At 62.8% G+C, this 24,153-nt stretch carries 23 protein-coding genes and 1 rRNA gene; 16 read left to right on the top strand and 8 right to left on the bottom strand.

Annotation, left to right across the window (positions count from 1 at the left end; genetic code table 11):
* The first annotated feature begins 6 nt into the window (after positions 1 to 6).
* The 6 genes from F8197_RS17315 to F8197_RS17290 all read left to right on the top strand — a co-directional run bounded on the left by F8197_RS17315 (position 7) and on the right by F8197_RS17290 (position 7,193).
* Complete coding sequence (locus F8197_RS17315; protein WP_152882965.1) at positions 7 to 2,241, top strand: xanthine dehydrogenase family protein molybdopterin-binding subunit; 2,235 nt, start codon at positions 7 to 9, stop codon at positions 2,239 to 2,241.
* A 9-nt stretch (positions 2,242 to 2,250) separates the two neighbouring features.
* On the top strand, positions 2,251 to 2,817 hold the full coding sequence (locus F8197_RS17310) for an NTP transferase domain-containing protein (RefSeq protein ID WP_152882964.1): 567 nt from the start codon (positions 2,251 to 2,253) through the stop codon (positions 2,815 to 2,817).
* A 17-nt stretch (positions 2,818 to 2,834) separates the two neighbouring features.
* The gene (locus F8197_RS17305) at positions 2,835 to 4,652 is read left to right on the top strand and encodes a M61 family metallopeptidase (protein WP_152882963.1); all 1,818 of its coding nucleotides are present in this window, start codon (positions 2,835 to 2,837) and stop codon (positions 4,650 to 4,652) included.
* Between the two features lie 227 nt (positions 4,653 to 4,879).
* Positions 4,880 to 5,176, top strand: a complete 297-nt coding sequence (locus F8197_RS17300; protein ID WP_056147174.1) for a hypothetical protein — start codon at positions 4,880 to 4,882, stop codon at positions 5,174 to 5,176.
* Positions 5,177 to 5,203: 27 nt separating this feature from the next.
* Complete coding sequence (locus F8197_RS17295; RefSeq protein WP_152882962.1) at positions 5,204 to 6,883, top strand: PepSY domain-containing protein; 1,680 nt, start codon at positions 5,204 to 5,206, stop codon at positions 6,881 to 6,883.
* Positions 6,876 to 7,193 carry a DUF3325 domain-containing protein gene (locus tag F8197_RS17290; RefSeq protein WP_152882961.1) on the top strand — a complete coding sequence of 106 codons (318 nt, stop codon included), beginning with the start codon at positions 6,876 to 6,878 and terminating at the stop codon, positions 7,191 to 7,193. The genes F8197_RS17295 and F8197_RS17290 overlap by 8 nt, the downstream gene beginning before the upstream one ends.
* Here the strand turns inward: F8197_RS17290 and trpC are convergent.
* The 6 genes from trpC to rpe all read right to left on the bottom strand — a co-directional run bounded on the left by trpC (position 7,190) and on the right by rpe (position 12,894).
* A complete protein-coding gene (gene trpC, locus F8197_RS17285) occupies positions 7,190 to 7,990 on the bottom strand; it encodes an indole-3-glycerol phosphate synthase TrpC (protein WP_152882960.1) in 801 nt (266 codons plus the stop codon). The two genes, F8197_RS17290 and trpC, sit on opposite strands and share 4 nt — an antisense overlap.
* Positions 7,991 to 8,119: 129 nt before the next feature.
* The gene (trpD, locus tag F8197_RS17280; RefSeq protein WP_056147183.1) at positions 8,120 to 9,157 is read right to left on the bottom strand and encodes an anthranilate phosphoribosyltransferase; all 1,038 of its coding nucleotides are present in this window, start codon (positions 9,155 to 9,157) and stop codon (positions 8,120 to 8,122) included.
* A gap of 49 nt (positions 9,158 to 9,206) precedes the next feature.
* Positions 9,207 to 9,770: an aminodeoxychorismate/anthranilate synthase component II gene (locus F8197_RS17275; protein ID WP_056147185.1), complete on the bottom strand. Its 564-nt coding sequence runs from the start codon at positions 9,768 to 9,770 to the stop codon at positions 9,207 to 9,209.
* Between the two features lies 1 nt (position 9,771).
* A complete protein-coding gene (gene trpE, locus F8197_RS17270) occupies positions 9,772 to 11,274 on the bottom strand; it encodes an anthranilate synthase component I (RefSeq protein WP_152882959.1) in 1,503 nt (500 codons plus the stop codon).
* A gap of 217 nt (positions 11,275 to 11,491) precedes the next feature.
* On the bottom strand, positions 11,492 to 12,223 hold the full coding sequence (locus F8197_RS17265) for a phosphoglycolate phosphatase (protein ID WP_227012304.1): 732 nt from the start codon (positions 12,221 to 12,223) through the stop codon (positions 11,492 to 11,494).
* Positions 12,223 to 12,894, bottom strand: coding sequence for a ribulose-phosphate 3-epimerase (rpe, locus tag F8197_RS17260; protein ID WP_152882958.1), 672 nt, complete (start codon positions 12,892 to 12,894; stop codon positions 12,223 to 12,225). Before rpe ends, F8197_RS17265 begins: the two co-directional genes overlap by 1 nt.
* A gap of 184 nt (positions 12,895 to 13,078) precedes the next feature.
* Here rpe and apaG point away from each other — a divergent pair, with 184 nt between their 5' ends.
* The gene (apaG, locus tag F8197_RS17255; protein ID WP_019923875.1) at positions 13,079 to 13,453 is read left to right on the top strand and encodes a Co2+/Mg2+ efflux protein ApaG; all 375 of its coding nucleotides are present in this window, start codon (positions 13,079 to 13,081) and stop codon (positions 13,451 to 13,453) included.
* Here the strand turns inward: apaG and F8197_RS29190 are convergent, their stop codons facing one another.
* Positions 13,454 to 13,576: a hypothetical protein gene (locus F8197_RS29190; RefSeq protein ID WP_255472991.1), complete on the bottom strand. Its 123-nt coding sequence runs from the start codon at positions 13,574 to 13,576 to the stop codon at positions 13,454 to 13,456. It abuts the gene before it with no gap.
* 56 nt (positions 13,577 to 13,632) lie between these two features.
* Here F8197_RS29190 and F8197_RS17250 point away from each other — a divergent pair, with 56 nt between their 5' ends.
* Complete coding sequence (locus tag F8197_RS17250; RefSeq protein ID WP_152882957.1) at positions 13,633 to 14,805, top strand: murein transglycosylase A; 1,173 nt, start codon at positions 13,633 to 13,635, stop codon at positions 14,803 to 14,805.
* Between the two features lie 12 nt (positions 14,806 to 14,817).
* Here F8197_RS17250 and F8197_RS17245 read toward each other — a convergent pair whose 3' ends face one another.
* Positions 14,818 to 15,255 carry a universal stress protein gene (locus F8197_RS17245; protein ID WP_056147192.1) on the bottom strand — a complete coding sequence of 146 codons (438 nt, stop codon included), beginning with the start codon at positions 15,253 to 15,255 and terminating at the stop codon, positions 14,818 to 14,820.
* A 177-nt stretch (positions 15,256 to 15,432) separates the two neighbouring features.
* On the opposite strand from F8197_RS17245, the gene F8197_RS17240 reads away from it, so the two are divergent.
* The 8 genes from F8197_RS17240 to F8197_RS17205 form a co-directional block, all read left to right on the top strand.
* On the top strand, positions 15,433 to 16,209 hold the full coding sequence (locus tag F8197_RS17240) for an enoyl-CoA hydratase (protein ID WP_056147194.1): 777 nt from the start codon (positions 15,433 to 15,435) through the stop codon (positions 16,207 to 16,209).
* Positions 16,210 to 16,219: 10 nt separating this feature from the next.
* Positions 16,220 to 16,909: a response regulator transcription factor gene (locus F8197_RS17235; RefSeq protein WP_152882956.1), complete on the top strand. Its 690-nt coding sequence runs from the start codon at positions 16,220 to 16,222 to the stop codon at positions 16,907 to 16,909.
* Positions 16,896 to 18,128 (top strand): HAMP domain-containing sensor histidine kinase, encoded by a 1,233-nt coding sequence (locus F8197_RS17230; protein WP_152882955.1) that lies wholly within the window; start codon positions 16,896 to 16,898, stop codon positions 18,126 to 18,128. Before F8197_RS17235 ends, F8197_RS17230 begins: the two co-directional genes overlap by 14 nt.
* 87 nt (positions 18,129 to 18,215) lie before the next feature.
* Positions 18,216 to 19,946 carry a phosphoethanolamine transferase gene (locus F8197_RS17225; protein ID WP_373996904.1) on the top strand — a complete coding sequence of 577 codons (1,731 nt, stop codon included), beginning with the start codon at positions 18,216 to 18,218 and terminating at the stop codon, positions 19,944 to 19,946.
* Complete coding sequence (locus tag F8197_RS17220; protein ID WP_152882953.1) at positions 19,918 to 20,664, top strand: phosphatase PAP2 family protein; 747 nt, start codon at positions 19,918 to 19,920, stop codon at positions 20,662 to 20,664. The genes F8197_RS17225 and F8197_RS17220 overlap by 29 nt, the downstream gene beginning before the upstream one ends.
* A gap of 59 nt (positions 20,665 to 20,723) precedes the next feature.
* Entirely contained in the window at positions 20,724 to 22,196 is a 1,473-nt protein-coding gene (locus F8197_RS17215; RefSeq protein WP_193333464.1) for a DUF2868 domain-containing protein, read from the top strand.
* Positions 22,193 to 23,668 (top strand): GTPase domain-containing protein, encoded by a 1,476-nt coding sequence (locus F8197_RS17210; protein WP_152882952.1) that lies wholly within the window; start codon positions 22,193 to 22,195, stop codon positions 23,666 to 23,668. The genes F8197_RS17215 and F8197_RS17210 overlap by 4 nt, the downstream gene beginning before the upstream one ends.
* 375 nt (positions 23,669 to 24,043) lie before the next feature.
* Positions 24,044 to 24,153, top strand: a 16S ribosomal RNA gene (locus tag F8197_RS17205); the annotation flags it as partial.

The following is a 24,153-nucleotide window of genomic DNA, read 5'->3' as shown; positions in this document are numbered from 1 at the left end:
GGACGTATGCGTATCGAATGGATCAATAAGGATAACGTCGATGCCGCGCTGGCATCGCAGACTGCAGCCCCTGCCGGCGTGTCGCGCCGCGGCTTCATGAAAACCGGCGCTGTCGCCGGCGGTGGACTGGTGCTGGGCTTCTTCATGCCCGGCGCCGGTCGTTTCGCCCATGCCCAGCAGCCGCCGGCCAAGGTCTATGAGCCGAACGCGTTCCTGCACATCGCCCCCGACAATACCGTGACGGTGCAGGTGAACCGCCTGGAATTCGGCCAGGGCGTGCAGACGTCGATGCCGATGCTGATCGCCGAGGAACTGGACGCCGACTGGTCGAAGGTCAACGGCGCGCTGGCGCCGGCTGGCGACCAATACAAGGACCCGGCATTCGGCATCCAGATCACCGGCGGCTCGGGCAGTATCGCCCACTCGTACATCCAGTACCGCGAAATCGGCGCCAAGGCGCGCGCGATGCTGGTCGCTGCCGCTGCCGAACAATGGCAAGTGGCGCCCGCTCAAGTAAAAGCCGCCAACGGCGTGCTGACCGGTCCTGCCGGCCAGACTGCCACCTTCGGCGCCATGGCCGATGCGGCCATGAAGCAGCCGGTGCCCGCCACCGTCGTGCTCAAGGACCCGAAAGACTTCAAGATCATCGGCAAGCCGGTCAAGCGCCTGGACGCCAGGCTCAAAGCCACCGGCAAGCAGCAGTTCGGCATGGACTTCAAGGCGCCCGACAGCAAGGTTGCGTTAGTCGCCCGTCCACCCGTGTTCGGCGCCAAGGTGGGCAAGCTGGACGCCAGCAAAGCGAAGGCCATCAAGGGCGTGCTCGAGGTGCTGGAAGTAAAAACCGACCGTGGCGGCAGCGGCGTGGTGGTGGTGGCCGACGGCTACTGGCCGGCCAAGATGGGCCGCGATGCGCTGGTGATCGACTGGGACACCAGCGCGGTGGAAAAGGTCAGCAGCGAACAGCAGCTGAAGGATTTCAAGGCGCTGGCGCAAAAGCCGGGCGCCTCCGCCCGCCGTGCCGATACGTCGAAGCTGGCCGGCGCACCGAAGAAAATCAACGCCGTCTACGAATTCCCGTACCTGGCGCACGCGCCGATGGAGCCGCTCAACTGCGTGGTCGATCTGCGCGCGGACGGCTGCACGGTGTGGGCCGGCACCCAGTTCCAGACCGTGGACCAAGGCGCGATTGCCGCCACGGCCGGCCTGAAGCCGGAACAGGTGGTACTGAACACCATGATGGCCGGCGGCGGTTTTGGGCGCCGTGGCGTGCCGACGTCCGACTACCTGGTTGAAGCAGTCAACGTCGCCAAGGTGTGGCGCGCGGCCGGCAAGACCGACCCGGTCAAGGTGGTGTGGAGCCGCGAGGACGACATCAAGGGCGGCTACTACCGGCCGTCGCACGTGCACCGCGCCGACATCGGCCTCGATGCCAAGGGCAATATCGTCGCGTGGGACCACGTGATCGTGGGGCAGTCGATCGCCGCCGGCACCATGTTCGAGCCGATGATGATCAAGGGCGGCGTCGATTCCACCATGGTCGAAGGCATGGGCGAGCCGTACGACGTGCCGCTCAACCTGAGCGCCCACATCGCCAAGGCCAATGTGCCGGTGCTGTGGTGGCGCTCGGTGGGTTCCACCCATACCGCCTACGTGATGGAAACGCTGATCGACGAAGCCGCGCACGCGGCCAAAATGGACCCGGTGGCGTACCGCAAAAAAATCATGGGTGAGAAAGGCAAGCGCCACGTCGCCGCGCTGGACCTGGCCGTGGCCAAGTCGGGCTATGGCAAAAAGGCGCTGCCGAAAGGGCAGGCGTGGGGCGTGGCCGTGCACGAATCGTTCAATACCGTGGTGGCCTACGTGGTGGTGGCGTCGGTCAAGGATGGCGTGCCGAAGCTGCATAAAGTGACGGCCGGTGTGCATTGCAATACCGCCGTCAACCCGCTCACCATCGAAGCGCAGGTGCAGGGCGCGGCGCTGATGGGCCTGGGCATGACGATACCCGGCGCGGCCATCACGCTCAAGGACGGCGTGGTGGAGCAGCAGAACTTCAGCGACTACTCGGTGGCGCGCATGACCGATATGCCGGCCATCGACGTCCACATCGTGCCATCGAACGATGCGCCGACCGGCATGGGCGAACCAGGCTTGCCGCCACTGGCGCCGGCGTTTGCCAATGCACTGTTCAAGATCACCGGCAAGCGCTTGCGCAAGCTGCCGTTCGATCTGGCGTCCGCGTAACGGGACCTTATGGCGCTGACCGGTATTTTGCTGGCGGCCGGACGGGGCAAGCGGTTCGACCCGTCCGGTGTGCAAAACAAGCTGCTGCAGCTGGTCGATGGCGAGCCGGTGGTGGCGCGCAGCGCGCGCAATATGCTGGCAGCGCTGCCGCGCGTGCTGGCCGTGGTGCGCCCCGGCGACGACCGCGTGGCAGCGCTGCTGGGTCGTTTGGGCTGTGAGGTGCGCGTGGCCGACAACGCCGACCTGGGCATGGGCGAATCGCTGGCCACCGCCATCGAATACACGCGTGGCGCCGAAGGCTGGCTGATCGCGCTGGGCGACATGCCGTGGGTACAGCCGGCCACCATGCGTTCGCTGGCCGCCGCCATCGAGGGGGGCGCCAACATCGCCGCGCCGGTCCATCGAGGCCGGCGCGGCAACCCGGTCGCGTTCAGCGGTTATCATTTACCCTTGCTGCTGGCGCTCGACGGCGACCAGGGCGCGCGTGCCATCGTCAACAGCCATCCCGTGCACGAGGTGGTGGTGGACGACAGCGGCGTGGTGCGCGATATCGATATGCCTGCCGATTTGACATAGTAAACACCAGGATCAAGATGAAGAAAACGACTAAAACCCCGGCCATCGTCTATACCATCGTGGGCCACGACCTGGCGGCCCACCTGTTCCACGTGACCTTGACCGTGGCGGCGCCGTCCGAAGCAGGGCAGGTGTTCGCACTGCCAGCCTGGATCCCCGGTAGCTACATGATCCGCGAGTTTTCGCGCAATATCGTGCGCATCCGCGCCGAGTCGGACGGCCAGCCGGTCGAACTGACCAAACTCGATAAACACAGCTGGCAGGCCGCGCCACTGAAAGACCAGGCGGCGCCGCTCACGCTGCACTACGAAGTTTATGCCTGGGACCTGTCGGTGCGCGCCGCCCACCTGGACCAGAACCACGCCTTCTTCAACGGCACCAGCGTGTTCCTGCGCGTGCTGGGCCAGGAAGAAACGCCGCACGTGGTCGATATCCAGCGCCCGGAGGACGATGCGGCCAAGACCTGGCGCGTAGCCACCGCGCTGCCGGAATTGAAAGCGAAGCGCTACGGCTACGGCACCTATATCGCCGCCAACTACGACGAATTGATCGACCACCCGGTGGAGCAGGGCGACTTTGCGCTGGCCACCTTCAAGGCGCACGGCATCCCGCACGACGTGGTGGTCACCGGTCGCGTACCCAACCTCGACCTGAACCGCCTGTGCACGGACCTGAAGCGCATCTGCGAAACGCAGATTACCTTCTTCGAGCCCAAGACCAGGCAGGCGCCGATGGACCGCTACGTGTTCATGACCATGGCGGTAGGCGACGGCTACGGCGGCCTCGAACACCGGGCCTCCACCGCGCTGATCTGCAATCGCGGCGATTTGCCCACCACGGCAGCGGTAAACAAGGACATCGGCGACGGCTACCTGCAATACCTGGGCCTGTGCAGCCACGAGTACTTCCACACCTGGAACGTCAAGCGCATCAAGCCGGCCGCGTTTGCGCCGTACAACTTGCAAGTGGAGAATTATTCGCCGCTGCTGTGGCTGTTCGAGGGCTTTACCAGCTACTACGACGATTTGATGCTGGTGCGCTCGGGCCTGATCGCCGAACCCAGTTATTTCAAATTGCTGGGCAAGACCATCAGCAGCGTGCTGCGCGGCAGCGGCCGCACCAAGCAAAGCGTGGCCGAGTCGAGTTTCGACGCCTGGGGCAAGTACTACCGCCAGGACGAAAATGCGCCCAACGCCATCATCAGCTATTACACCAAGGGTTCGCTGATCGCGCTGGCGCTCGATCTGACCATCCGCGCCAAGACCGGCGGCAAGAAGTCGCTCGACGATGTGATGCGCGCCTTGTGGGAGCGTTTCGGTCGCGACTTTTACCAGGGCGGTGGCCGGGGCGTGACGCCGGCTGAAGTGGAAGCGCTGTTCGACGAAATCGGCGGCGCGCGCTTCAAGCCGTTCTTCGACAAGTACATCCGCGGCACCGAGGACGTGCCGCTGGCCAAGCTGCTGGCGCCGTTCGGCGTCAAGTATGCCGACGACCGCAAGTCGTCCAAGCCTAGTCTCGATGCCAACCTGGGCCGCGACGGCAGTGACTGCAAGTTAGCGGCCGTGCACGAAAACGGCGCCGCGCACCTGGCCGGTTTGTCGGCCGGCGACCTGCTGGTGGCGGTCGATGGCTTGCGCGTGACCGCCACCAACCTGGACAATCTGCTGGCGCGCTACGCGGTGGGCAGCACGGTGCAAATCCATGCCTTCCGCCGCGACGAGCTGATGGTGTTCAGTGCCGTGTTGCAGGGCGAGCGGGTGCCCGGCATCACGCTCACGCTCGATCCAGTCGCGAAGAAATCGTCCGGGCCGTTACGGCCGAGCGCTGCGCGATAAAGCGCGGGCCGCATCCGGGCCGCCCCCGCTCATCGATGGCCGCACCCACCGTGCGGCCATTTTTTTCATACTGGATGTGCCAGATTCCGGCATAAACACGCCATCATCCGGCACAAAACCCCGTAATCGGTCCCATCCACTGTCCCTTTTGGCATAAAGATGGTCACCGAGCACCCGGTAATGCTGCTATCATGCGAATAATTCTCATTCGCTAAATTGCCCTTATCATGGCCACTGCATCGATTTCCCGCTCCGACATCGTCTGGCGGACGCTGGCTGCCGTCTTCGGCGGCTATGCCTTTACCTGGGGGCTGATCGCCTTCGGCATGGCTGCAATGGTTGCCGCCGACATGGAATTCCATGACGCCGAGCACCTGACCGCCATCATCGGTTTCCTGGTGTTTTTGACCATCTTCCTGACCGCATTCGCTGCGCGCAATATCGTACGCGTGTGGCTGGTACTGGCCGGTGGCGCCGTGGTCATGGCTTCGGCTGCCGAACTTATCAAGAACCTGATCACGTAACCAACGCTGACACTACGGAGTTTTCCAATGCTGCAGAATTTCAGACAGTCGATGGCCTGGGTGCATACCTGGTTCGGACTGGCCCTCGGATTTGTACTGGTGGTTGTATTTTTCTTCGGTTCGCTGTCGGTGTTCGACCGCGAAATCGACCGCTGGGCCATCCCCGCTTCGCGCTTCGAACCGCAGCCGATGCCGTCGTTCGACAAGTTGATGCGCCCGATTTTCGAAGACATGCAGCCGTTGCCGCAGGCGCGTGCTTTTACCGAACCGCTGGTCAATGGCCCGCTGCCTGATCATTTCGACAAGGTGAAAAGCTGGGGCGCGTACACCACCCACCGCGATCCGGTGCTGACCATGTTTGCCGGTTACGAGGTACCGAACGCCAAGGATCCGGAAACCATGATCTTCGCCCAGCGCACGGTCGATCCGCGCACCGGTGCCGCATTGCCCGACGACCGCCTCAAGGTCGGCAGCGGGTTCTTCTACCCGCTGCACTACAGCCTCACCTTTTACTGGAAAAACGTCGGCTACTGGATCGTCGGCTTTGCCGCCCTGATGATGCTGGTCGCGCTGGTGACGGGCGTGGTCATGCACCGCAAGATCTTCCGCGAACTGTTCACGTTCCGGCCGAAAAAGACCACCCAGCGCAGTATGCTCGACCTGCATAATCTCACCGGCGTGGTCGCGCTGCCGTTCCACTTCTTCTTTGCCTTTACCGGCCTGGTGATTTTCGCCGGGATCTATTTCCCGATCGGCCACACCCAGCTGCAAGCCTTGCACGACCAGCACGAGATACACGAAGCGCTGGAAACCGGCTTGCCGCACGACCCGGCCGGCGTTCCGGCAAAAATGGCATCGGTCGATGCCATGGTCAAGGAAGCGCAGCGCCGCTGGGCCGAGAAGGGCATGGCTGGCGACGTCGGTTTCCTGCAAGTGCAACACGTGGGCGACGCCAACGGCTATGTCAGCATCTACCGCGCCGGCACCGACCGTATCGCGCTCACCGGGGAGGGCATCCACTTCAAGGCGTCCACCGGCGTCGTGATGCGCGAAGACCCGCCGCCGACCGCCGTCGGCCGCATTAACGAATTCCTCACCGGCCTGCACTTGCAGCACTTCCGGCACTGGCTGTTGCGTTGGCTGTATGTGCTGGGCGGCCTGCTCGGTTGCGCGTGTATCGCCACCGGCTTCCTGTTCTTCGTTGAAAAGCGCAAGCGCCAGCACGCCAAGCAGGGCAGCAGCGGCGCCCGGGTTGTCGATGCCTTGGGCGTGACCACGCTCACCGGGATGATGATCGCGGCGCTGGGCATGCTGATCGCCAACCGCCTGCTGCCGGACGTCATGCCCGACGGCTGGCCGCTGCGCGGCGACATGGAAAAATACTGCTTCTGGGGGGCCTGGATGGTGGCGATGGCGCACGCGTTCTGGCGCACCGCGCCGGTGGCCGAAGGGCGCATCGCCCCGGCCTGGCGTGAGCAATGCCTGGCGATTGCCGTACTGGGCGTGACCGCGCCGGTACTGAACTGGGTCACCACCGGCGACCACCTGCTGCGCACCATCGGCAACGGCTACTGGCCGGTGGCCGGCGCCGACCTGTTCATGCTGACCGGCGCGGTGCTGGCAGTATTAGCCGCGCGCAAGCTGCAATTGCGCGCCGAGAGCAAGGTTACTGCGAACACCCCCGTGATGGAGGCAGGTCATGCCTGATGCATTGATGTTGTTGGCGGCGCTGGTCGTCACCGTGATGGGTATGGCCTGGCTGGCCCTGTCGATGGAAAACCACTGGGAGCAGGTACGCGGCAAGGCTGCCTGTCCGCCGGCCACGGTCAAGTCGCTGCGGGTGCTCGGCGCGGTGGCGTTGGTGACGTCGCTGGTGCTGTGCCTGATGGTCGACTCGGCGTCGATGGCGTCGCTGGTGTGGGTGATGAGTGTGGCAGGGGCGGCGGTGATCGTCGCGTTTACGCTCACCTGGAGAGCCAGCGCGCTGGCCCCCCTGGTGTTCTGGACGAAGGCTTAATTAAACAGGCGGGCCAGTTCTGCGCCCGGGTCTTCCGCGCGCATAAAGGCTTCGCCGACCAGGAACGCGTGCACGTTTGCTGCGCGCATGCGTTCCACGTCGGCCGGCACCATGATGCCCGACTCGGTGATCACCAGCTTGTCCTCGGGGATGCGGTCCAGCAGCCCCAGGGTATTTTCCAGCGATACCTCGAACGTGCGCAGGTTGCGGTTGTTAATCCCCAGCAGCCGGGTTTTCAGGCGCAGCGCGGCGGTCAGTTCGTCGCCATCATGCGTTTCCACCAGCACGCCCATGCCCAGTTCGTGGGCAACCGCTTCCATCTCCGCCATCAAGCCGTGATCGAGCGCCGAGACGATCAACAGGATCGCATCGGCCCCCATCTTGCGCGCTTCATAGATCTGGTAGATGTCGATCATGAAGTCCTTGCGCAGCACCGGTAGTGCACACGCGGCGCGGGCTTGCTCCAGGTACGCCACCGAACCCTGGAAGAACTGCTCGTCGGTCAACACCGACAGGCACGCGGAGCCATTGGCTTCATAGGTTTTGGCGATGTCGGCCGGGCGGAAGTCGGCGCGGATCACGCCTTTCGACGGCGACGCCTTCTTGATTTCGGTGATCACGCCCGGTTTGCCGGCATCGATTTTTGCACGCAGGCTCGCTTCAAAGCCGCGCAGCTGGGCGCGCAGTTCGGTGTGCGATTCGACGTCGTCGCGCAGGCTGGCGAAACTGCGGTGTTTTTTGGCGGCGGCCACTTCGTCGGCTTTGACGGCGAGGATTTTGTTGAGGATGTCGGACATGGTCGGCGGTTCGTTTATTCGGGTGTTCTATGGATCCCCGCGTTCGCGGGGATGACGGAATTGCGTGTGGTGGACGTGTTGACGGGGCCTGCTTCTGGACGACGCTCTTCTGTTCGTCGTCATTTGGCCTCAGTTGGCAGCGCCCAGGGTTTGCGTCACGCTCACAAACTGCTCGACCTTCTTCAACGCATCGCCCGAGGTAATCGCCGCGCGCGCGCGTTGCAGGCCGTCTTCGATCGAGCTGGCCACGCCGGCCGCGTACAGCGCGGTGCCGGCATTGAGCGCCACGATATCGAAGGCCGGACCCGGCTCGCCGCGCAGCGCTTCCATCATCTTTGCTTTCGATTCGGCGGCGTCCGCTACCTTCAGGTTGCGGCTGGCGATCATCGGCAGGCCGAAGTCTTCCGGGTGGATTTCGTATTCGCGGATTTCGCCGTTGACCAGTTCACCGATCATGGTACCCGCGCCCAGCGACACTTCGTCCATATTGTCGCGGCCATACACAACGATCGCATGCTGCGCACCGAGGCGTTGCAGCACCCGCACCTGGATACCCACCAGGTCGGCATGGAACACACCCATCAGGATATTCGGCGCGCCGGCCGGGTTGGTCAGCGGCCCCAGGATGTTGAAGATCGAGCGCACGCCAAGCTCCTTGCGTACTGGGGCTACATGGCGCATGGCCGCGTGGTGGTTTGGCGCGAACATGAAGCCGATGCCGGTTTGCGCGATCGACTGCGCAATCTGCTCGGGTTTCAAATTGATGTTGGCGCCGAGCGCCTCGATGACATCGGCGCTGCCCGACGACGACGACACACTGCGCCCGCCATGCTTGGCCACACGCGCGCCGGCCGCCGCTGCCACGAACATGGCGGTGGTGGAAATATTAAACGTGTGGGCGCCATCGCCGCCGGTGCCGACGATGTCGAGCAGGCCGGTGGTGTCGGCCATCGGCACCTTGGTGGAAAACTCGCGCATCACTTGGGCGGCGGCGGCGATCTCGCCGATGGTTTCTTTTTTGACGCGCAGGCCCATGGTCAGGGCCGCGATCATGGTGGGCGACATTTCGCCGGACATGATCTGGCGGAACAGGTGCAGCATCTCGTCGTGGAAAATCTCGCGGTGTTCGATACAGCGCAGCAGTGCTTCTTGATGGGTAATCGCCATGACCAATCCTTCTCTCAAATTTTTACGCAGGTGTACGACAGCGGAATGCTTAACGAACCAGGAAGTTCTTCAGCAAGGCGTGGCCGTGTTCGGACAGGATCGACTCGGGGTGGAACTGCACCCCCTCGATGTCGTAATCCTTGTGCCGCACGCCCATGATTTCGCCGTCATCCGTCCATGCCGTCACTTCGAGGCAGGCTGGCAACGAGCTGCGCTCGATGGCCAGGGAGTGATAGCGGATCACCGTAAACGGCGAGGGCAAGTCCTTGAAGACGCCCACGCCGGTATGCGCGATAAGAGAGGTTTTGCCGTGCATGACCTGCTTGGCGCGGATCACCTTGCCGCCGAACGCTTCGCCGATGGCCTGGTGACCGAGGCATACGCCCAAAATCGGCTTCTTGCCGGCGAAGTGTTTTAATACTGCGATCGAAATGCCGGCCTGCGCCGGGTCTTTCGGGCCGGGCGAGATGCAAATGCGGTCGGGGTTCAGCGCTTCGATCTGTTCGATCGTGATTTCGTCGTTGCGGTACACCCGCACGTCTTCACCGAGTTCGCCGAAATACTGGACGATGTTGTAAGTGAAGGAGTCGTAGTTGTCGATCATCAGCAGCATGTCAGAACTCCCCATCCAGGCCATCTTGTACTTGTTCGGCAGCGCGCAGCACGGCGCGCGCCTTGTTTTCGGTTTCCTGCCATTCCATTTCGGCGATCGAGTCGGCCACGATGCCGGCGGCGGCCTGCACGTACAACATGCCGTCCTTGATCACGCCGGTGCGGATTGCAATGGCCACGTCCATCTCGCCGCCGAACGACAGGTAGCCGCAGGCGCCGCCGTAAATGCCGCGCTTGGAAATTTCGAGCTCGTCGATCACTTCCATGGCCCGCACTTTCGGCGCGCCGGTCAGCGTGCCGGCCGGGAAGGTGGCGCGCAGCACGTCCAGGTTCGACAGCCCGCTTTTCAGCTTGCCCTCGACGTTGGACACGATGTGCTGCACGTGCGAGTATTTTTCGATGACCAGGCGGTCGGTGACCTTGACGGTGCCGGTGTCGGAGATGCGGCCCAGGTCATTGCGCGCCAGGTCGATCAGCATCACGTGTTCGGCGATTTCTTTTGGATCGGCCAGCAGTTCGGTGGCCAGTTCGGCGTCGCGCTCGGGCGTGGCGCCGCGCGGGCGGGTGCCGGCGATCGGGCGCAGCGTGACCTTTTTCTCGCCGTCTGGCAGGGTCTCGTTGCGCACCAGGATTTCGGGCGACGCGCCGACGATCTGCATGTCGCCGAAATTGTAGAAGTACATATACGGCGACGGGTTCAGCGAACGCAGCGCGCGGTACAGCGACAGCGGCGAATCGACGTACGGTTTGCGCAGGCGCTGGCCGATCTGCACCTGCATCAAATCGCCGGCCATCACGTATTCGTGGGCGCGGGCTACCGCCTTTAAATAATCTTCCTTGGCGAAGTCGCGCGTGATCTCGGTGCGTACCGAGGCGCTGGTGACCGGCGCTTCCACGCCCCGGCGCAGCATCATGCGCAAGTCTTTCAGGCGCTGGCGCGCTTTGCTGAACGACTCGGGCTGCGTCGTGTCCGCATACACGATCAGGTACAGCTTGCCGGACAGGTTGTCGATCACCGCCAGTTCCTCGGTCACCATCAGCTGGATGTCGGGCAGACCCAGGTCATCTTTCGGCTGGTTGGGCGAGTTGGCCAGGGTTTTTTCGATGTGGCGCACGGTGTCGTAGCCGAAGTAGCCGGCCAGGCCGCCGCAGAAGCGCGGCATGCCGGGGCGTACCGCTACTTTAAAGCGCTTTTGATACGTCTCGATGAAGTCGAGCGGATTGCCGTCATGGGTTTCGATGACGGCGCCGTTTTTCACGATCTCGGTGCGGGTGCCGAACGTGCGCAAAATCGTGTTGGCCGGCAGGCCGATGAACGAGAAGCGGCCGAAACGCTCGCCACCGACGACCGATTCGAGCAGGAACGTGTTCTTGCCGGCGTTCTGGGACTGGGCCAGTTTCAGGTACAGCGTGAGTGGGGTTTCGAGATCGGCAAAAGCTTCGGCGATCAACGGGATGCGGTTGTAGCCTTCGTTGGCCAACGATTTGAATTCGAGTTCGGTCATGTGTGCTCTCCATGGCGCCGCGCGATCACGCTAGGGTGAGGGGAGAGGGCGGCGCTGTTCAAAAAACCTGCCGGGCACGCGAGGTGCGGGCGGCAGCAATACGGCTCGGGCGATTAGCCCTGCCAGGATTGCCAGCGTCGCCAAAGCCAGGCCTCAATCGAGCCTGGTTGGTTGACGGTGTGTTTTTTGGTGAGAGACATTTCGGTCAGGTGTTCTGCTAAGTTGGTATATTTTGCGAACGAATCAGGCTAGCCGCTTCTAGCAGCGTGGTAACTATACCATCGGAATCGATATCGTGTACAGATTCACCGTGGTTGTAACCATACGGTACCGTCAACACCGGGCAACCCGCAGCCCGGGCCGCTTGCGCGTCGTTGGACGAGTCGCCGATCGCCACCACTTGCGCCGGTTGCAGGCCAAAGTCGGCGCACACCGTCAGCAAAGGCAGCGGGTCCGGCTTCTTGCGCGCCAGCGAGTCGCCGCCGTACACCACCTCGAAAAAGCCGCTCAAACCCTTGAGTTTTAACAGCGGGGTGGTAAACGCGATCGGCTTGTTGGTCACGCAGGCCAGGCGCAGGCCGGCTGCTTTCATGGCGGTCAAGCCTTCGAGCACGTCCGGGTACAGTGCGCTGTGCTGGCCGTTGATCGCCAGGTAGTGGCGCTCGTACGCTTCCATCGCAAAGTTGAAGCGCGCTTCCACCGGCGGCGAATGCGGCGCTTCGTTCAGTTGCAGTGCCAGCACGGCGCGGATCAGGTTTTCCGATCCCTTGCCCACCATGACCGCGATCTGCTCTTGCGCTACCGGCGGCAGGTCCAGTTCCGCCAGCATGCCGGTAATCGCCACGTGGAAGTCGGGAATGGTGTCGAGCATGGTGCCATCGAGATCGATGATGGCTGCGCGTACGCCTGCCAGCACGGTAGCCTGCACGGTAGCCAGCATGTTAGCCATTACGCGCCGACCTTGGCCAGGTTGGCGCGCATGGCATCGATCACGGCCTTGTAGTCAGGCTTGCCGAAGATGGCGGAACCGGCGACAAAGGTGTCGGCGCCGGCAGCAGCGGCAGCGGCGATGTTCTCGATCTTGATGCCGCCATCGACCTCGAGCATGATGTCGCGGCCCGATTCATCGATCAGGCGACGGGCGTCGGCGATCTTTTTCAGCGCATGCGGAATGAACGACTGGCCGCCGAAGCCCGGGTTGACCGACATGATCAGGATGATGTCGACCTTGTCCATCACGTGCTCGAGGTAGCTGAGCGGCGTGGCCGGGTTGAACACCAGGCCAGCCTTGCAACCGTGGTCGCGGATCAGCTGCAGCGAGCGATCGACGTGATCGGACGCTTCCGGGTGGAAGGTGATGATGTTGGCGCCGGCCTTGGCGAAGTCCGGGATGATGCGGTCCACCGGCTTGACCATCAGGTGGACGTCGATCGGTACCTGCACGTGCGGACGGATCGCTTCGCACACCAGCGGGCCGATGGTCAGATTGGGAACATAATGGTTGTCCATCACGTCAAAGTGAATGATGTCGGCGCCGGCGGCGACGACATTGCGCACTTCCTCGCCCAGGCGGGCGAAATCGGCGGACAGGATGCTGGGTGCGATGCGGTATTGGGTCATGGCAGGGGGCCGCAATGGGCCTGGCGTAAAAAAAGATGCGTCATTTTACGCTGGTCGCGGCCGCTCTGCCTAATTAGAGAGCAGATAGGCCCGATTTGTCCCAAGTCGTCCTTGCGCAGGTTGCCGATTTGCGGTGCAATGAAGGACTTGCATTCAAAGACATTGTATCTATTAAGGAAAGTTGATGGCCACTTACGAATTCACTGTATCAGTCAGAACCCAGTACCTGCCTGAGCAGTCGGACCCGGAGCGCACGAGTTTCGTGTTCACCTATTCCATCACCATCAAGAACACCGGCACGGTGGCGGCGCAGCTGATCTCGCGCCACTGGGTGATTACCGATGCCAACAACCATGTCGAGGAAGTGCGCGGCCTGGGCGTGGTGGGTCACCAGCCGCTGCTGCAACCGGGCGAGCAGTTCGAATACACCAGCGGTTCGGCGCTGCAAACGCCGCAGGGCTCGATGGTCGGCGAATACTTCTGCGTGGCCGAAGACGGCCACCAGTTCGAGGCGAAGATTCCCGAATTCGTGCTGTCGCTGCCGCGCACGCTGCACTGATTACTGTTTGTCCCGGCCCCGGTGCTTGTTCTTGCGCCGGGTCCGGCCGTGGAACATCGTCCACCACACCAGGAACACCAGCAGGCCCAGCGCCACGCACACTTCCAACAACAATATCCACATAGCGATTCCCCATGAACTTTTCCCGCCGTAGTCTACTCGTTCCGGCGAGTGTTGCCATGCTCGCGCTGGCCGCTTGTACCACCACCCCGATTCCACCCGACCAGTCCGCAACGGCGGCACCGGCTGCAAAACCCGCGCAGCCGGCCACGCCAGCGACGCCCACCACGCCGGCCACCCCGTCCACCGCGCCGGCCAAGCTGCAACTGGTGCCCAGCACCTTCTCGGCCCTGCCAGGCTGGGACCGCGACGACGTTCGCGCCGCCTGGCCCGCCTTCATGGCTTCGTGCACGTCGCTGGCCAAGCAGGCCATCTGGAAAGAATCGTGCAGCATCGCCCGCACCGTCAATGGCAACGACGACAAGGCCATCCGCACCTTCTTCGAGGCGTTCATGGTGCCGAGCCAGGTGGTCGCGCCCGATGGCGCCACCGACGGCCTGGTCACCGGCTACTACGAGCCGCTGCTGCGCGGCGCCCGCAAGAAGGGCGGTCCATACCAGACGCCGCTGTACAAGGTGCCCGACGACATGATCACCGTGGACCTGGCCAGCGTTTATCCCGATTTGAAAGGCATGCGCCTGCGCGGCAAGCTGGTGGGCAAGAAGCTGGTGCCTTATTCCAGCCGCGCCGAGATCGATACGGGCGAACTGAAGAACAAGGAGTTGTTGTGGGTCGATGATCCGGTGGAAGCGTTTTTCCTGGAAGTGCAGGGTTCGGGCCGGGTGCAACTGACCGATACCCAGGAAACCGTGCGCGTGGCGTACGCCGACCAGAACGGCCATCCGTATAAGTCGATCGGCAAATACCTGGTAGAGAAGGGGGAGCTGCGGCTGGACCAGGCGTCGGCACAGGGCATCAAGGCGTGGATCGCCGGTCACCCCACCCGCATGCAGGAACTGTTCAACGCCAACGCGAGTTATGTATTTTTCAAGGAAGAGCGGCTGCCAGATCCGAAGATCGGCCCGAAAGGCGCGATGGGCTTGCCGCTGACGCCGCAGCGCTCGGTAGCAATCGATCCGACCCAACTGCCGCTGGGCGCGCCGATTTTCCTCAACACCACCCAGGCCAACAGCGATATCCCGATGCAGCGCCTGGTGATGGCGCAGGATACGGGCGGGGCCATTCGTGGCGCCATCCGCGTCGATTACTTCTTCGGCTTCGGCACCGAGGCGGCTGAAAACGCGGGCCGCATGAAGCAGCGCGGCAACGTCTGGGTGCTGCTGCCTAAATAATCAGCGCAAAAATTAACGCAACACCAGTACCGGCAGGGTGGTGTTCGACAACACCTTGTCGGTCTGGCTGCCCAGCAGGAATTTATCCAGCCCCGTGTGGCCGTGGGTGGCCATGATGATCAGGTCGCAGTTGAAGCGTTTCGATGCTTCGATGATTTCCTCGAACGGCACGGTGGACGTGGAAATGATGCCTTCGAACGGCACGCCGGCGATATTGGCGGCAGCGGCCAGCTTGTCGATGTGCTCGCGCGCGGCTTCCTGCATCTGTACCGAGAAGTCGCCCACGTCCACCACCACGCCCACGTCGCTGATCGGGGTCATGGCGATCGGTTGCACGACCGTGATGCCGATCATGCGGGCCTGGTGCAACATGGCGAATTGCACCGCAGTGGCGGTGGCTTTTTCCGACAGCTCGGAGCCATCGGTGGGGAAGAGAATCGATTTGAACATGGCGCACTCCAGTTGGCGGTTGATGGCAGTGAGACTAATATCTCGGCGCGTTTCTTGTCGCACGTTATGGCACGACTGACAAGTTTTGCCCATCTCCGCTGACAGGAGGCCGATCATACCCGGCGCCGGGATAGACGCTACAATCGACGCCATACCTATGCCACCTTGGAGAACATCATGCAATATGCAGACCTGATCGTCGAAGTGCACGGCAAGACCGCGCTGATCCGCCTGAACCGTCCCAAGGCGCTCAACGCGCTCAATGACAACATGATGGACGAACTTGGCGACGCCTTGCGCACGTTCGATGCCGATCCTGCCATCGGCTGCATCGTCCTCACGGGCAGCGAAAAAGCCTTTGCCGCCGGCGCCGACATCGCCGCCATGGTCGATTACACGTATGCCGACACCTACCGCGACAACTACATCAGCCGCAACTGGGAGCACATCCTGAAGGTGCGCAAGCCGGTGATCGGCGCCGTGGCCGGCTTTGCCTTGGGCGGCGGCTGCGAGCTGGCCATGATGTGCGACTTCGTCGTCGCCGCTGATACCGCCAAGTTCGGCCAGCCCGAAATCAAGATCGGCGTGCCGCCCGGCGCCGGCGCCACCCAGCGCCTGCCACGCGCCATCGGCAAGGCCAAGGCCATGGACATGCTGCTCACCGCGCGCACCATCGACGCCGCCGAAGCCGAACGCATCGGCCTGGTGTCGCGCGTGGTGTCGGCCGAAAAGCTGATCGAGGAAGTGCTGGTGATTGCCGAGCAAATTGCCGCCATGCCCACCTCGGTGGCAATGATGGTCAAGGACGCCGTCAACCGCGCCTTCGAGACCCCGCTGACCGACGGCGTGGCTTACGAGCGCCGCCTGTTCCAGGCCGCTTTCGGCACGCCGGCGCAGAAAGAAGGCATGCAGGCATTCCTGGCCAAGCGCCCGGCCAACTTTGACGGACTGTGACGTCTCCTCCATGCGGATCCTGATCATCGAAGACAACCCGGACATTCTGGCCAACCTGTACGCCTTCCTGGAGCCGAAAGGCCATGTGCTCGACTCGGCCGCCAACGGCTATGCCGGGCTGGCGCTGGCGGCCCAGCACGAGTACGACGTGATGGTGCTCGATGTCATGCTGCCCGGGATGACGGGGCTGGAACTGTGCCACAAGATCCGCACCGAGCTGCGCCAGACGACGCCGGTACTGATGCTCACCGCGCGCGACACGGTGCAGGACAAGGTGGCCGGCTTCGACAGCGGCGCCGACGATTACCTGGTCAAACCGTTCTCGCTGGTCGAGCTGGAAGTGCGGCTCAATGCGCTGGTGCGCCGCGCGCGCGGGCAAACCGCCGGTGCGGCCGTGCTGGCCGTGGGCGATTTGCGTTTCGATACCGAGAAATTCGAGGTGCACCGCGCCGGCACGCCGCTGGTACTGACCAAGACCGGTTACGTCATCCTCAAGTGCCTGATGAGCCAAGCGCCCAAGCTGGTCACGCGCGACATGCTGGAACAGCAAGTATGGGGCGAGGACCGCCCCGACAGCGACGCCTTGCGCACGCACATCCATGCGCTGCGCCAGGTACTCGACAAACCTTTCGACTTCGCCATGCTGCGCACCGTGTCCGGCATTGGCTACAAATTGCTTGCTACCGATGCCCCAGTTTAAATCCCTGCGCCGCCGCATCGTCGTCGCCTACCTGCTGTTTGCCGCCGTCGCCAGCCTGTTCTTTGCCATCATCGCTGCTGTGGCGGTCGAAGGGATCGAGGTCAAGCTGGTCGATGAACGCCTCGAGGAAGTGGCGGCCTGGGCCTCGCCGCGCCAGGCCGGCGGCTTGCCGGTGGAAATGCCGGCCGGTCTCAGTTTCTTCCATGATGCCGAGATTCCCCAGTCGCTGCGCGGCTTGCCGCAGGGCGCCAATGAAATCACGGTCGATGGCGTCGACCTGCACGTGCTGGCCGGGCGCGATCCGGCCGGCGATTACGTGGTGGTGGACCACGCCAGTGCATATGAAAAAATCGAGCTGGTCGTGTACAGCATGTTTGCCGTCGGCTTTGCCGGTTTCCTGGTCTCGTCGCTGATGTTCGGGGCGTTTATCGGCAACAGCGTGGTGCGTCCCATCATGGACCTGGCCACGGCCGTGCAGGCGCGCCGCACCGACCTGCCGCAGCAGGACAGTCCCGACGAACTGGGCATTCTGGCCCGCGCCTTTGCCGCCCGCACCACCGAGCTGACCGAGGTGCTGGACCGCGAGCGCTTCTTTACCGGCGATGTCAGCCACGAATTGCGCACGCCACTCACCGTCATCAGCGGCGCGGCCGAGGTGATCATGGCGCAGGCGCCGGGCAACCCGGCGATCCAGGCCGCTTCCGAGCGCATTTATCGCGCTGCGCGCGATGCATCCGATTCGGTCACCGTGCTGCTGCGCCTGGCCCGTTCGCCCGAGCAGCTGGAGGCAACGCCGGTGTCGATGGCTGCGCTCGCTGCCGACGAGTGCGCGCGCAGCCAGCCGCTGGTGGGTGCTAAACCGTTGAGCTTGCGGTATGCGGGCGGCGCCGATTTCACGGTGACCGCGCCGCGCGAGCTGATGATTGCCGCCGTCGGCAACCTGGTGCGCAATGCCTGCCTGTATACATTGGAGGGCGAAGTGCTGGTGGTGCTGCAAGACCGGTCGCTGTTCGTCGAAGATACCGGCCCCGGCCTGCCGCCGGCCGCGCGCGCCCGCGTGCTGCACGAGGCGGCGCCGGTTGGCGCCAGCGGCTCGTCCGGTACCGGCCTCGGCTTGGGGCTGGTGCAACGCATCTGCGCCTACCTGGGCGCCAGCCTGCATTACAGCGAGCGGGCAGGGGGCGGCAGCGTGTTCGAGATTCGTTTTCCACGCATATAAAATTGGTTTAACGCAATCTTAACGCCGCCATGACGGCGATTTGACCCCCGGGTTTGTAAGGTAGAGGCTAGACTTTTGGAGCCTCGCGTGAACGTTCACAACCTGACCTTGCAGTTGCCGCTGGCACTGCGCACCGCCATCCTGCCGCGACTGCGCAAGCTGACCTTGCATCCGATGCAACTAACGCTGGCCGCCTCGGTATTCCTGGTACTGGCTTACAACTTCAGCTTCTGGAAAACTTTCGTGGTTGCCACCGGTGGCTTGCACGCTTCCAATATTCCGCTGTACCTGGGCGCATTTACCATGCTGGCGCTGGTGTTCAACGCGTTTTTGAGCCTGGTCGGTTTCCGCTACCTGCTCAAACCGGTGCTGATCGTGCTGTTTTTCGTCACAGCCGGCGCCAGCTATTTCATGAACCGCTACGGCATCGCCATCGATGCCGCCATGGTCCAGAACGTGATGGAGACCGACCCGCACGAAGCCGAGGAACTGCTGAGCTGGGATTTGTTGTTCACCTTGAGCCTGCTGGGCGTGTTGCCGTCGCTGTTCGTATACCACGTCAAGCTGCGTTATCCGTCGTTGACCCGGAGCGTGGTGACCAATGCCATCGTGGTCCTGCTGTCCGTGTGTGCAGCCGGCATTTTGATGATGACCTTTTTCAAGACCCTGGCGCCGGCCGTGCGCGAATACCGCGAAATGCGCTTCCTGCTCACGCCCACCAATGTCATCCAGGCAACCAACAGCTATTTCAAGCATCACTTTGCCAAGCCGCTGGTGGTCGAGCCGATGGGCCGCGATGCCATGAAGGGCAAGCTGTGGTCGCAGCCCCCCGATCATCCGACGGCGGGCGTGCAGGCGCCGCGCCGCACGGTGACCATCATGGTGGTGGGCGAAACCGCGCGTGCCATGAATTTCTCGCTTAACGGTTACAGCCGTGACACCAACCCGCTGCTGTCGCACCAGGCCGGCCTGATCAATTTCAAGAATGTCTATTCGTGCGGTACGGCCACGGCGATTTCCGTGCCTTGCCTGTTCTCGGGCATGACGCGGGAAAAATATTCGGAAGACAAGGCCAAGTCCCAGGAGGGGCTGCTGGATGTGATCAGCCACGCCGGCATCGACGTGCTGTGGCGCGATAACAATTCCGGCTGCAAGGGCGCCTGCGACCGCGTCACCTACGAAGACATGTCGGAGGTCAAAGCCGGCGATCCGTTCTGCGGCAAGGACGAGTGCTACGACGAGCGCATGCTGCAAGGCTTGCCCGACATCATCCGCAATGCCCGGCGCGACCTGGTGATCGTGCTGCACCAGAAGGGCAGCCACGGCCCGGCTTACTGGAAGCGGTACCCGCCGGCGTTCCAGCGCTTTGGCCCCGTGTGCAGCAGCAATGAGCTGGAAAAATGTTCGCGCGAGTCGATCGTCGCGGCGTACGATAACACCATCCTGTACACCGACTATTTCCTCAGCAAGACCATCGACATGCTGCGCGCTGCCGGCGCCGAGAGCAACGTCGATACCGCCATGATGTATTTCTCCGACCATGGCGAATCGCTGGGCGAGAAAAATATGTACCTGCACGGTGCGCCGTACATCATTTCGCCCGAAGAGCAACGCCACGTCCCGTTCATGCTGTGGCTGGATCAGAACTTCCGCGACCGCTTCAATATCGACCAGCGCTGCATGGAAGCGCGGCGCGACCAGGATTTCTCGCACGACAATGTGTTCCACTCGTTCCTGGGCATGTTGAACATCAACACCGCCGTGTATAACCCGCAACTGGATATGTTCCATGCCTGTACCCTTGCCAACCAGCCTTGATACGCCCTCGACATCTCGCCGCATCGCCCTGCTGCGGCCGGTGGAGTGGGCGCTGCTGGTCTCTGCTCTGCTGATACTGTGGATCGGCAATAACACCGATATCGACCTGGCCCTGGCCGACGCCATGTTCGACCGCGCCCGTAACGTGTTTCCATGGCAGCACGCGTGGCTGGCCGAGCGCTTCAACCACGAAATTTTGAAAACCGTGCTGCAGGTACTGGGTTTTACGGTGGTCGGTGTGGCTAGCTGGGATTGCTTCAAGCCGTTCCGCAGCTGGACCGTGGCGCGCCGCACCGGCATGCGCGTGCTGGCGCTGTCGGCGCTGCTGGTGCCGGCAGCGATCAGCCTGCTCAAGCGTTTCAGCGATTCGCACTGCCCGTGGGATTTGCAGCGCTATGGCGGCAGCGAGCCGTATGTACGCTTACTGGAAATGATGCCGGCCGGGATACCTTCCGGTCACTGCCTGCCGGCGGGCCACGCGTCGAGCGCGCTGTGGCTGCTGGCGGTGGTCGTGTTCTGGCTGCCCGAGCGCCCGCGCATGGCAGCGGCTGTCGGTGCGGCCATGCTGGCGTTCGGCTTTGCCGTGGGTTGGATGCAGCAGTTGCGCGGCGCCCATTTCCTTACTCACACTCTGTGGTCGGTCTGGATCGCGGTCGCCATCGTCTATTTTCTGTATGAGATACTCGGCTCACGTAAAGGGCGTGCAGCGTTGGCTTGATTTCATAAAGTACGCCACAATCCCGGTTGTCAGGTTGTTTAACTCATAACGGGGATTCCATGAACGAGCTAATCGCGAGAGATGTGGTGATGGTCCGCGCCATCGAGACCACCGATCAAAAGAAAGAAATTCTCAGCGAGGACGACCGCCTGTACGCCAGCCGCAGCGCGCGCGAACTGGCGCAGTGGCAGGCTTCCGGCAAGCATGCCGAGGTAACCGGCGACGATTTCCTGCAGCAGCGTTCCGAATTGCTGCTCAAGCGGCTGGCCGAGCGCAATCCTGCCTTTGCCAGTTTCTCCAAGCGCCGCTACGGCCTGCAAGGGCTGACCTGGGCGCTGCCGTTGCTGGCCCTGGTACTGGGCGTGGCGCTCGACCGCATCACCGATCCGCACCGTGTCGATCTGCTTTCCGCTCCGTTGCTGCTGATCCTGGCGTGGAACTTCGTGGTTTACATAGGATTGCTGATCAGCCTGGTGGTTCCATCGCGCTCGCCTGGCTGGCCCAAGGACGGCATGGTGCGCCGCCTGAGCGTGGGCAAGCTGGCGCTGCCGCGCAAGATGCCGCCGGTACTCTCGACCGCCTTGCTCAGCTTTATGGGCGAATGGGCGCAACTGAGTGCCAAGCTGACGGCGGCCCGTCTCAACCGTACCGTGCACCTGAGCGCGGCGCTGTTTTCCATCGGCGCCGTCGCCTCGCTGTATGCGCGCGGCTTGTTGGCCCAATACGGCGCCGGCTGGGAAAGCACCTTCCTCAATGCCTCGCAAGTGCATGGTCTGCTGTCTTTCCTGTTCGCGCCGGCGATGTTTGTATTTAACCTGCAAGGTTTCACTCTGGCCGAGATCGAAGCGCTGCGCTTCCCGCAAACCACGGCGGCCGAGGGCGGAGCGCGCTGGGTACATTTATATGCGGCGACCATCTTCCTGTTTGTGGTGCTGCCGCGCCTGCTGCTGGCGCTGGCCTACAATCTGCGCGCGGCGCATTTCGCCAAACGCTTCCCGCTCGACCTCGACCATCCTTATTTCCGTCGCCTCAATGACACCATCGGCGTATCCACCGGCGGCCTGCTGCGCGTTCTGCCTTACAGCTTTACCGTGGACGAGGTGCGCCACCAGGGCCTGGTGCAGGTCGCGGTGATGGCGTTCGGCGAGCAGGGCCGCATGATGTTGCGGCCATCGAGCGCCTATGGCGAAGATGCACGCGAGCTGCTGCGTGAAGTCGATCTGACCGACCCCAACGTCAATATCACCGCCGTGCTGTTCAACATCACCGCCACGCCGGAGAAGGAAAACCACGGCGCCTTCCTCGACTATCTGGTCAAGTCCTCGCCGCGCGGCATTGCCGTCCTGCTCGATCAATCGAGCTACATCGAGCGCATGGGCGACCATCCCGACGACCGCGCCCGCCTGGCCGAGCGTGTGGCGTTGTGGCAGCAGTTCTGCCACTTCCATCACACCAGGGCCACGGTGGTCAATTTGCTCAACCCCGGCGCCCATCCGCTCGAAGCCGGGCTGCCACTCTCGACACCACAATGACCGTTTCCACGCAAAAAGACGGTGTGCAGATCCAGTTTGCCCTGATTTCGCATACCAATAATGGCAAGACCACGCTGGCCCGCACGCTGGTCGGCGTCGATATCGGCGAAGTGCGCGACGCCGCCCATGTCACCATCTTTGCCGAATCGCATACCTTATTAACCACGCCGCAGGGAGACTCGCTGCAACTGTGGGATACGCCGGGCTTTGGCGACTCGGTGCGCCTGCTCAAGCGGCTGGGCCAATCGGGTAACCCGGTCGGCTGGTTCCTGCGCGAAGTGATCGACCGCTACCGCGACCGGCCGTTCTGGCTCAGCCAGCAAGCGATGCGCACGGCGCGCGAATCGGCCGACCTCGTACTCTACTTGGTCAATTCGTCGGAAGATCCACGCGACACCGGCTACCTGCCGGCGGAAATGAAAATCCTCGAATGGCTGGACAAGCCGGTCGTGGTGCTGCTCAACCAGGTGGGGCGCCCGCGCCCGCTGGGCGAGGAACACGCCGAGCAGGAGCGTTGGCGCCAGCACCTGCGCCAGTATCCGGCCGTGCGGGAGGTGCTGGCGCTGGACGCCTTTGCCCGCTGCTGGGTGCACGAGCGCGTGTTCTACGACACGGTGGGCAAGTTGCTCGACGTGTCGTTGCAGGCAGGTTACGCCCGGCTATTTGCCACCTGGCAGGCGCGCAACACCGAGCGCTACGACCGCGCCGTTCACCTGCTGGCTGCGCAATTGTCCACGGCCGCACGCGACAGCGAGCAGGTCGTGGAAGAGGGCAAGAGCATGCTGAAATCCGCGCTCAAGGTGGTGGGCATCGGCAAGAACGAAGAACAGCAGCGCCAGGACCGGGCGATGGCCACGCTGGTCGCGCGGCTGAACCAGCGGTCGATCGACAGCACGCGCGAACTGCTGATCCTGCACCAGCTCGATCCCACCGACGCCGGCAAGATCAACGAGCGCGTGCGCGAGAGCTTTGCCGTGCGTGCACCGATCGACAAGGCGCAGGCCGGCTTGCTGGGCGCCATGCTCTCGGGCGCGGCCACCGGCTTGTCGGCCGACGTCATGGCTGGCGGCCTGACATTAGGAGGCGGCGCCATCATCGGCGGCGTGGTGGGCGCACTGACCTTTGCCGGCGCCGCCTGGGGTTTTAACGCCAGTACCGACCGCAACGTGGCCGCCGTGCAGTTTACTGACGCGTTCATGCGCAACCTGGTCATCGTCGGCGTGCTGCGCTACCTGGCCGTGGCGCACTTCGGCCGGGGCCGTGGCAATTTTGTTGAAAACGAAGCGCCGGCATTCTGGCAGGAAGAAGTGGAGCAGATCGTCAGCCAGCACGACGCCAGCCTGGTCGAACTGTGGACAGACGTGCGCCGCGAAAAGGTCGCCATCACCGGCGACCGCGCAGCATTACTGATCAAGCAAATCATTTCCGCGACCCTGGTACGACTGTATCCGGACGTTGCCGGCACCGTGTAAAAAAGCCTCTTGCCAAGCCCCTGCGGGCTAGCCTATAATTCGCCCCCTCGCAGAACACGGCATGCAAATGCTGAACGAAGCGAGAAAAAAAGAAGGTTGACGAAACAAGCTAAACGCTTCATACTCTTTCTTCTTCGCGGCAGACAAAACGATCGCAGCGAAACGCAACACCGAATAAGTTCTTTAAAAATTAACAGTCGATAAGTGTGGACGTTTGATGAAAGTGCACACGACGCTAGTCGTCGTGATACTTAAATTATCAAATGTTCACAAGAAGTAATGAAATAGGCGCTATGAAAATAGTGGCCTGTCAGTATTTTGAGTGAGCGACCCGTCGAAAGACGGTGCCGAGAAATCGGCAAATAAACAGAGATTAAACTGAAGAGTTTGATCCTGGCTCAGATTGAACGCTGGCGGCATGCCTTACACATGCAAGTCGAACGGCAGCGCGGGGCAACCTGGCGGCGAGTGGCGAACGGGTGAGT

The sequence above is a fragment of the Duganella sp. FT27W genome (assembly GCF_009295655.1).
Taxonomy (GTDB): domain Bacteria; phylum Pseudomonadota; class Gammaproteobacteria; order Burkholderiales; family Burkholderiaceae_D; genus Rugamonas; species Rugamonas zoogloeoides.
Note: the sequence above shows the minus strand (reverse complement) of the source record. Positions and strands in the feature narration are given on the sequence as shown.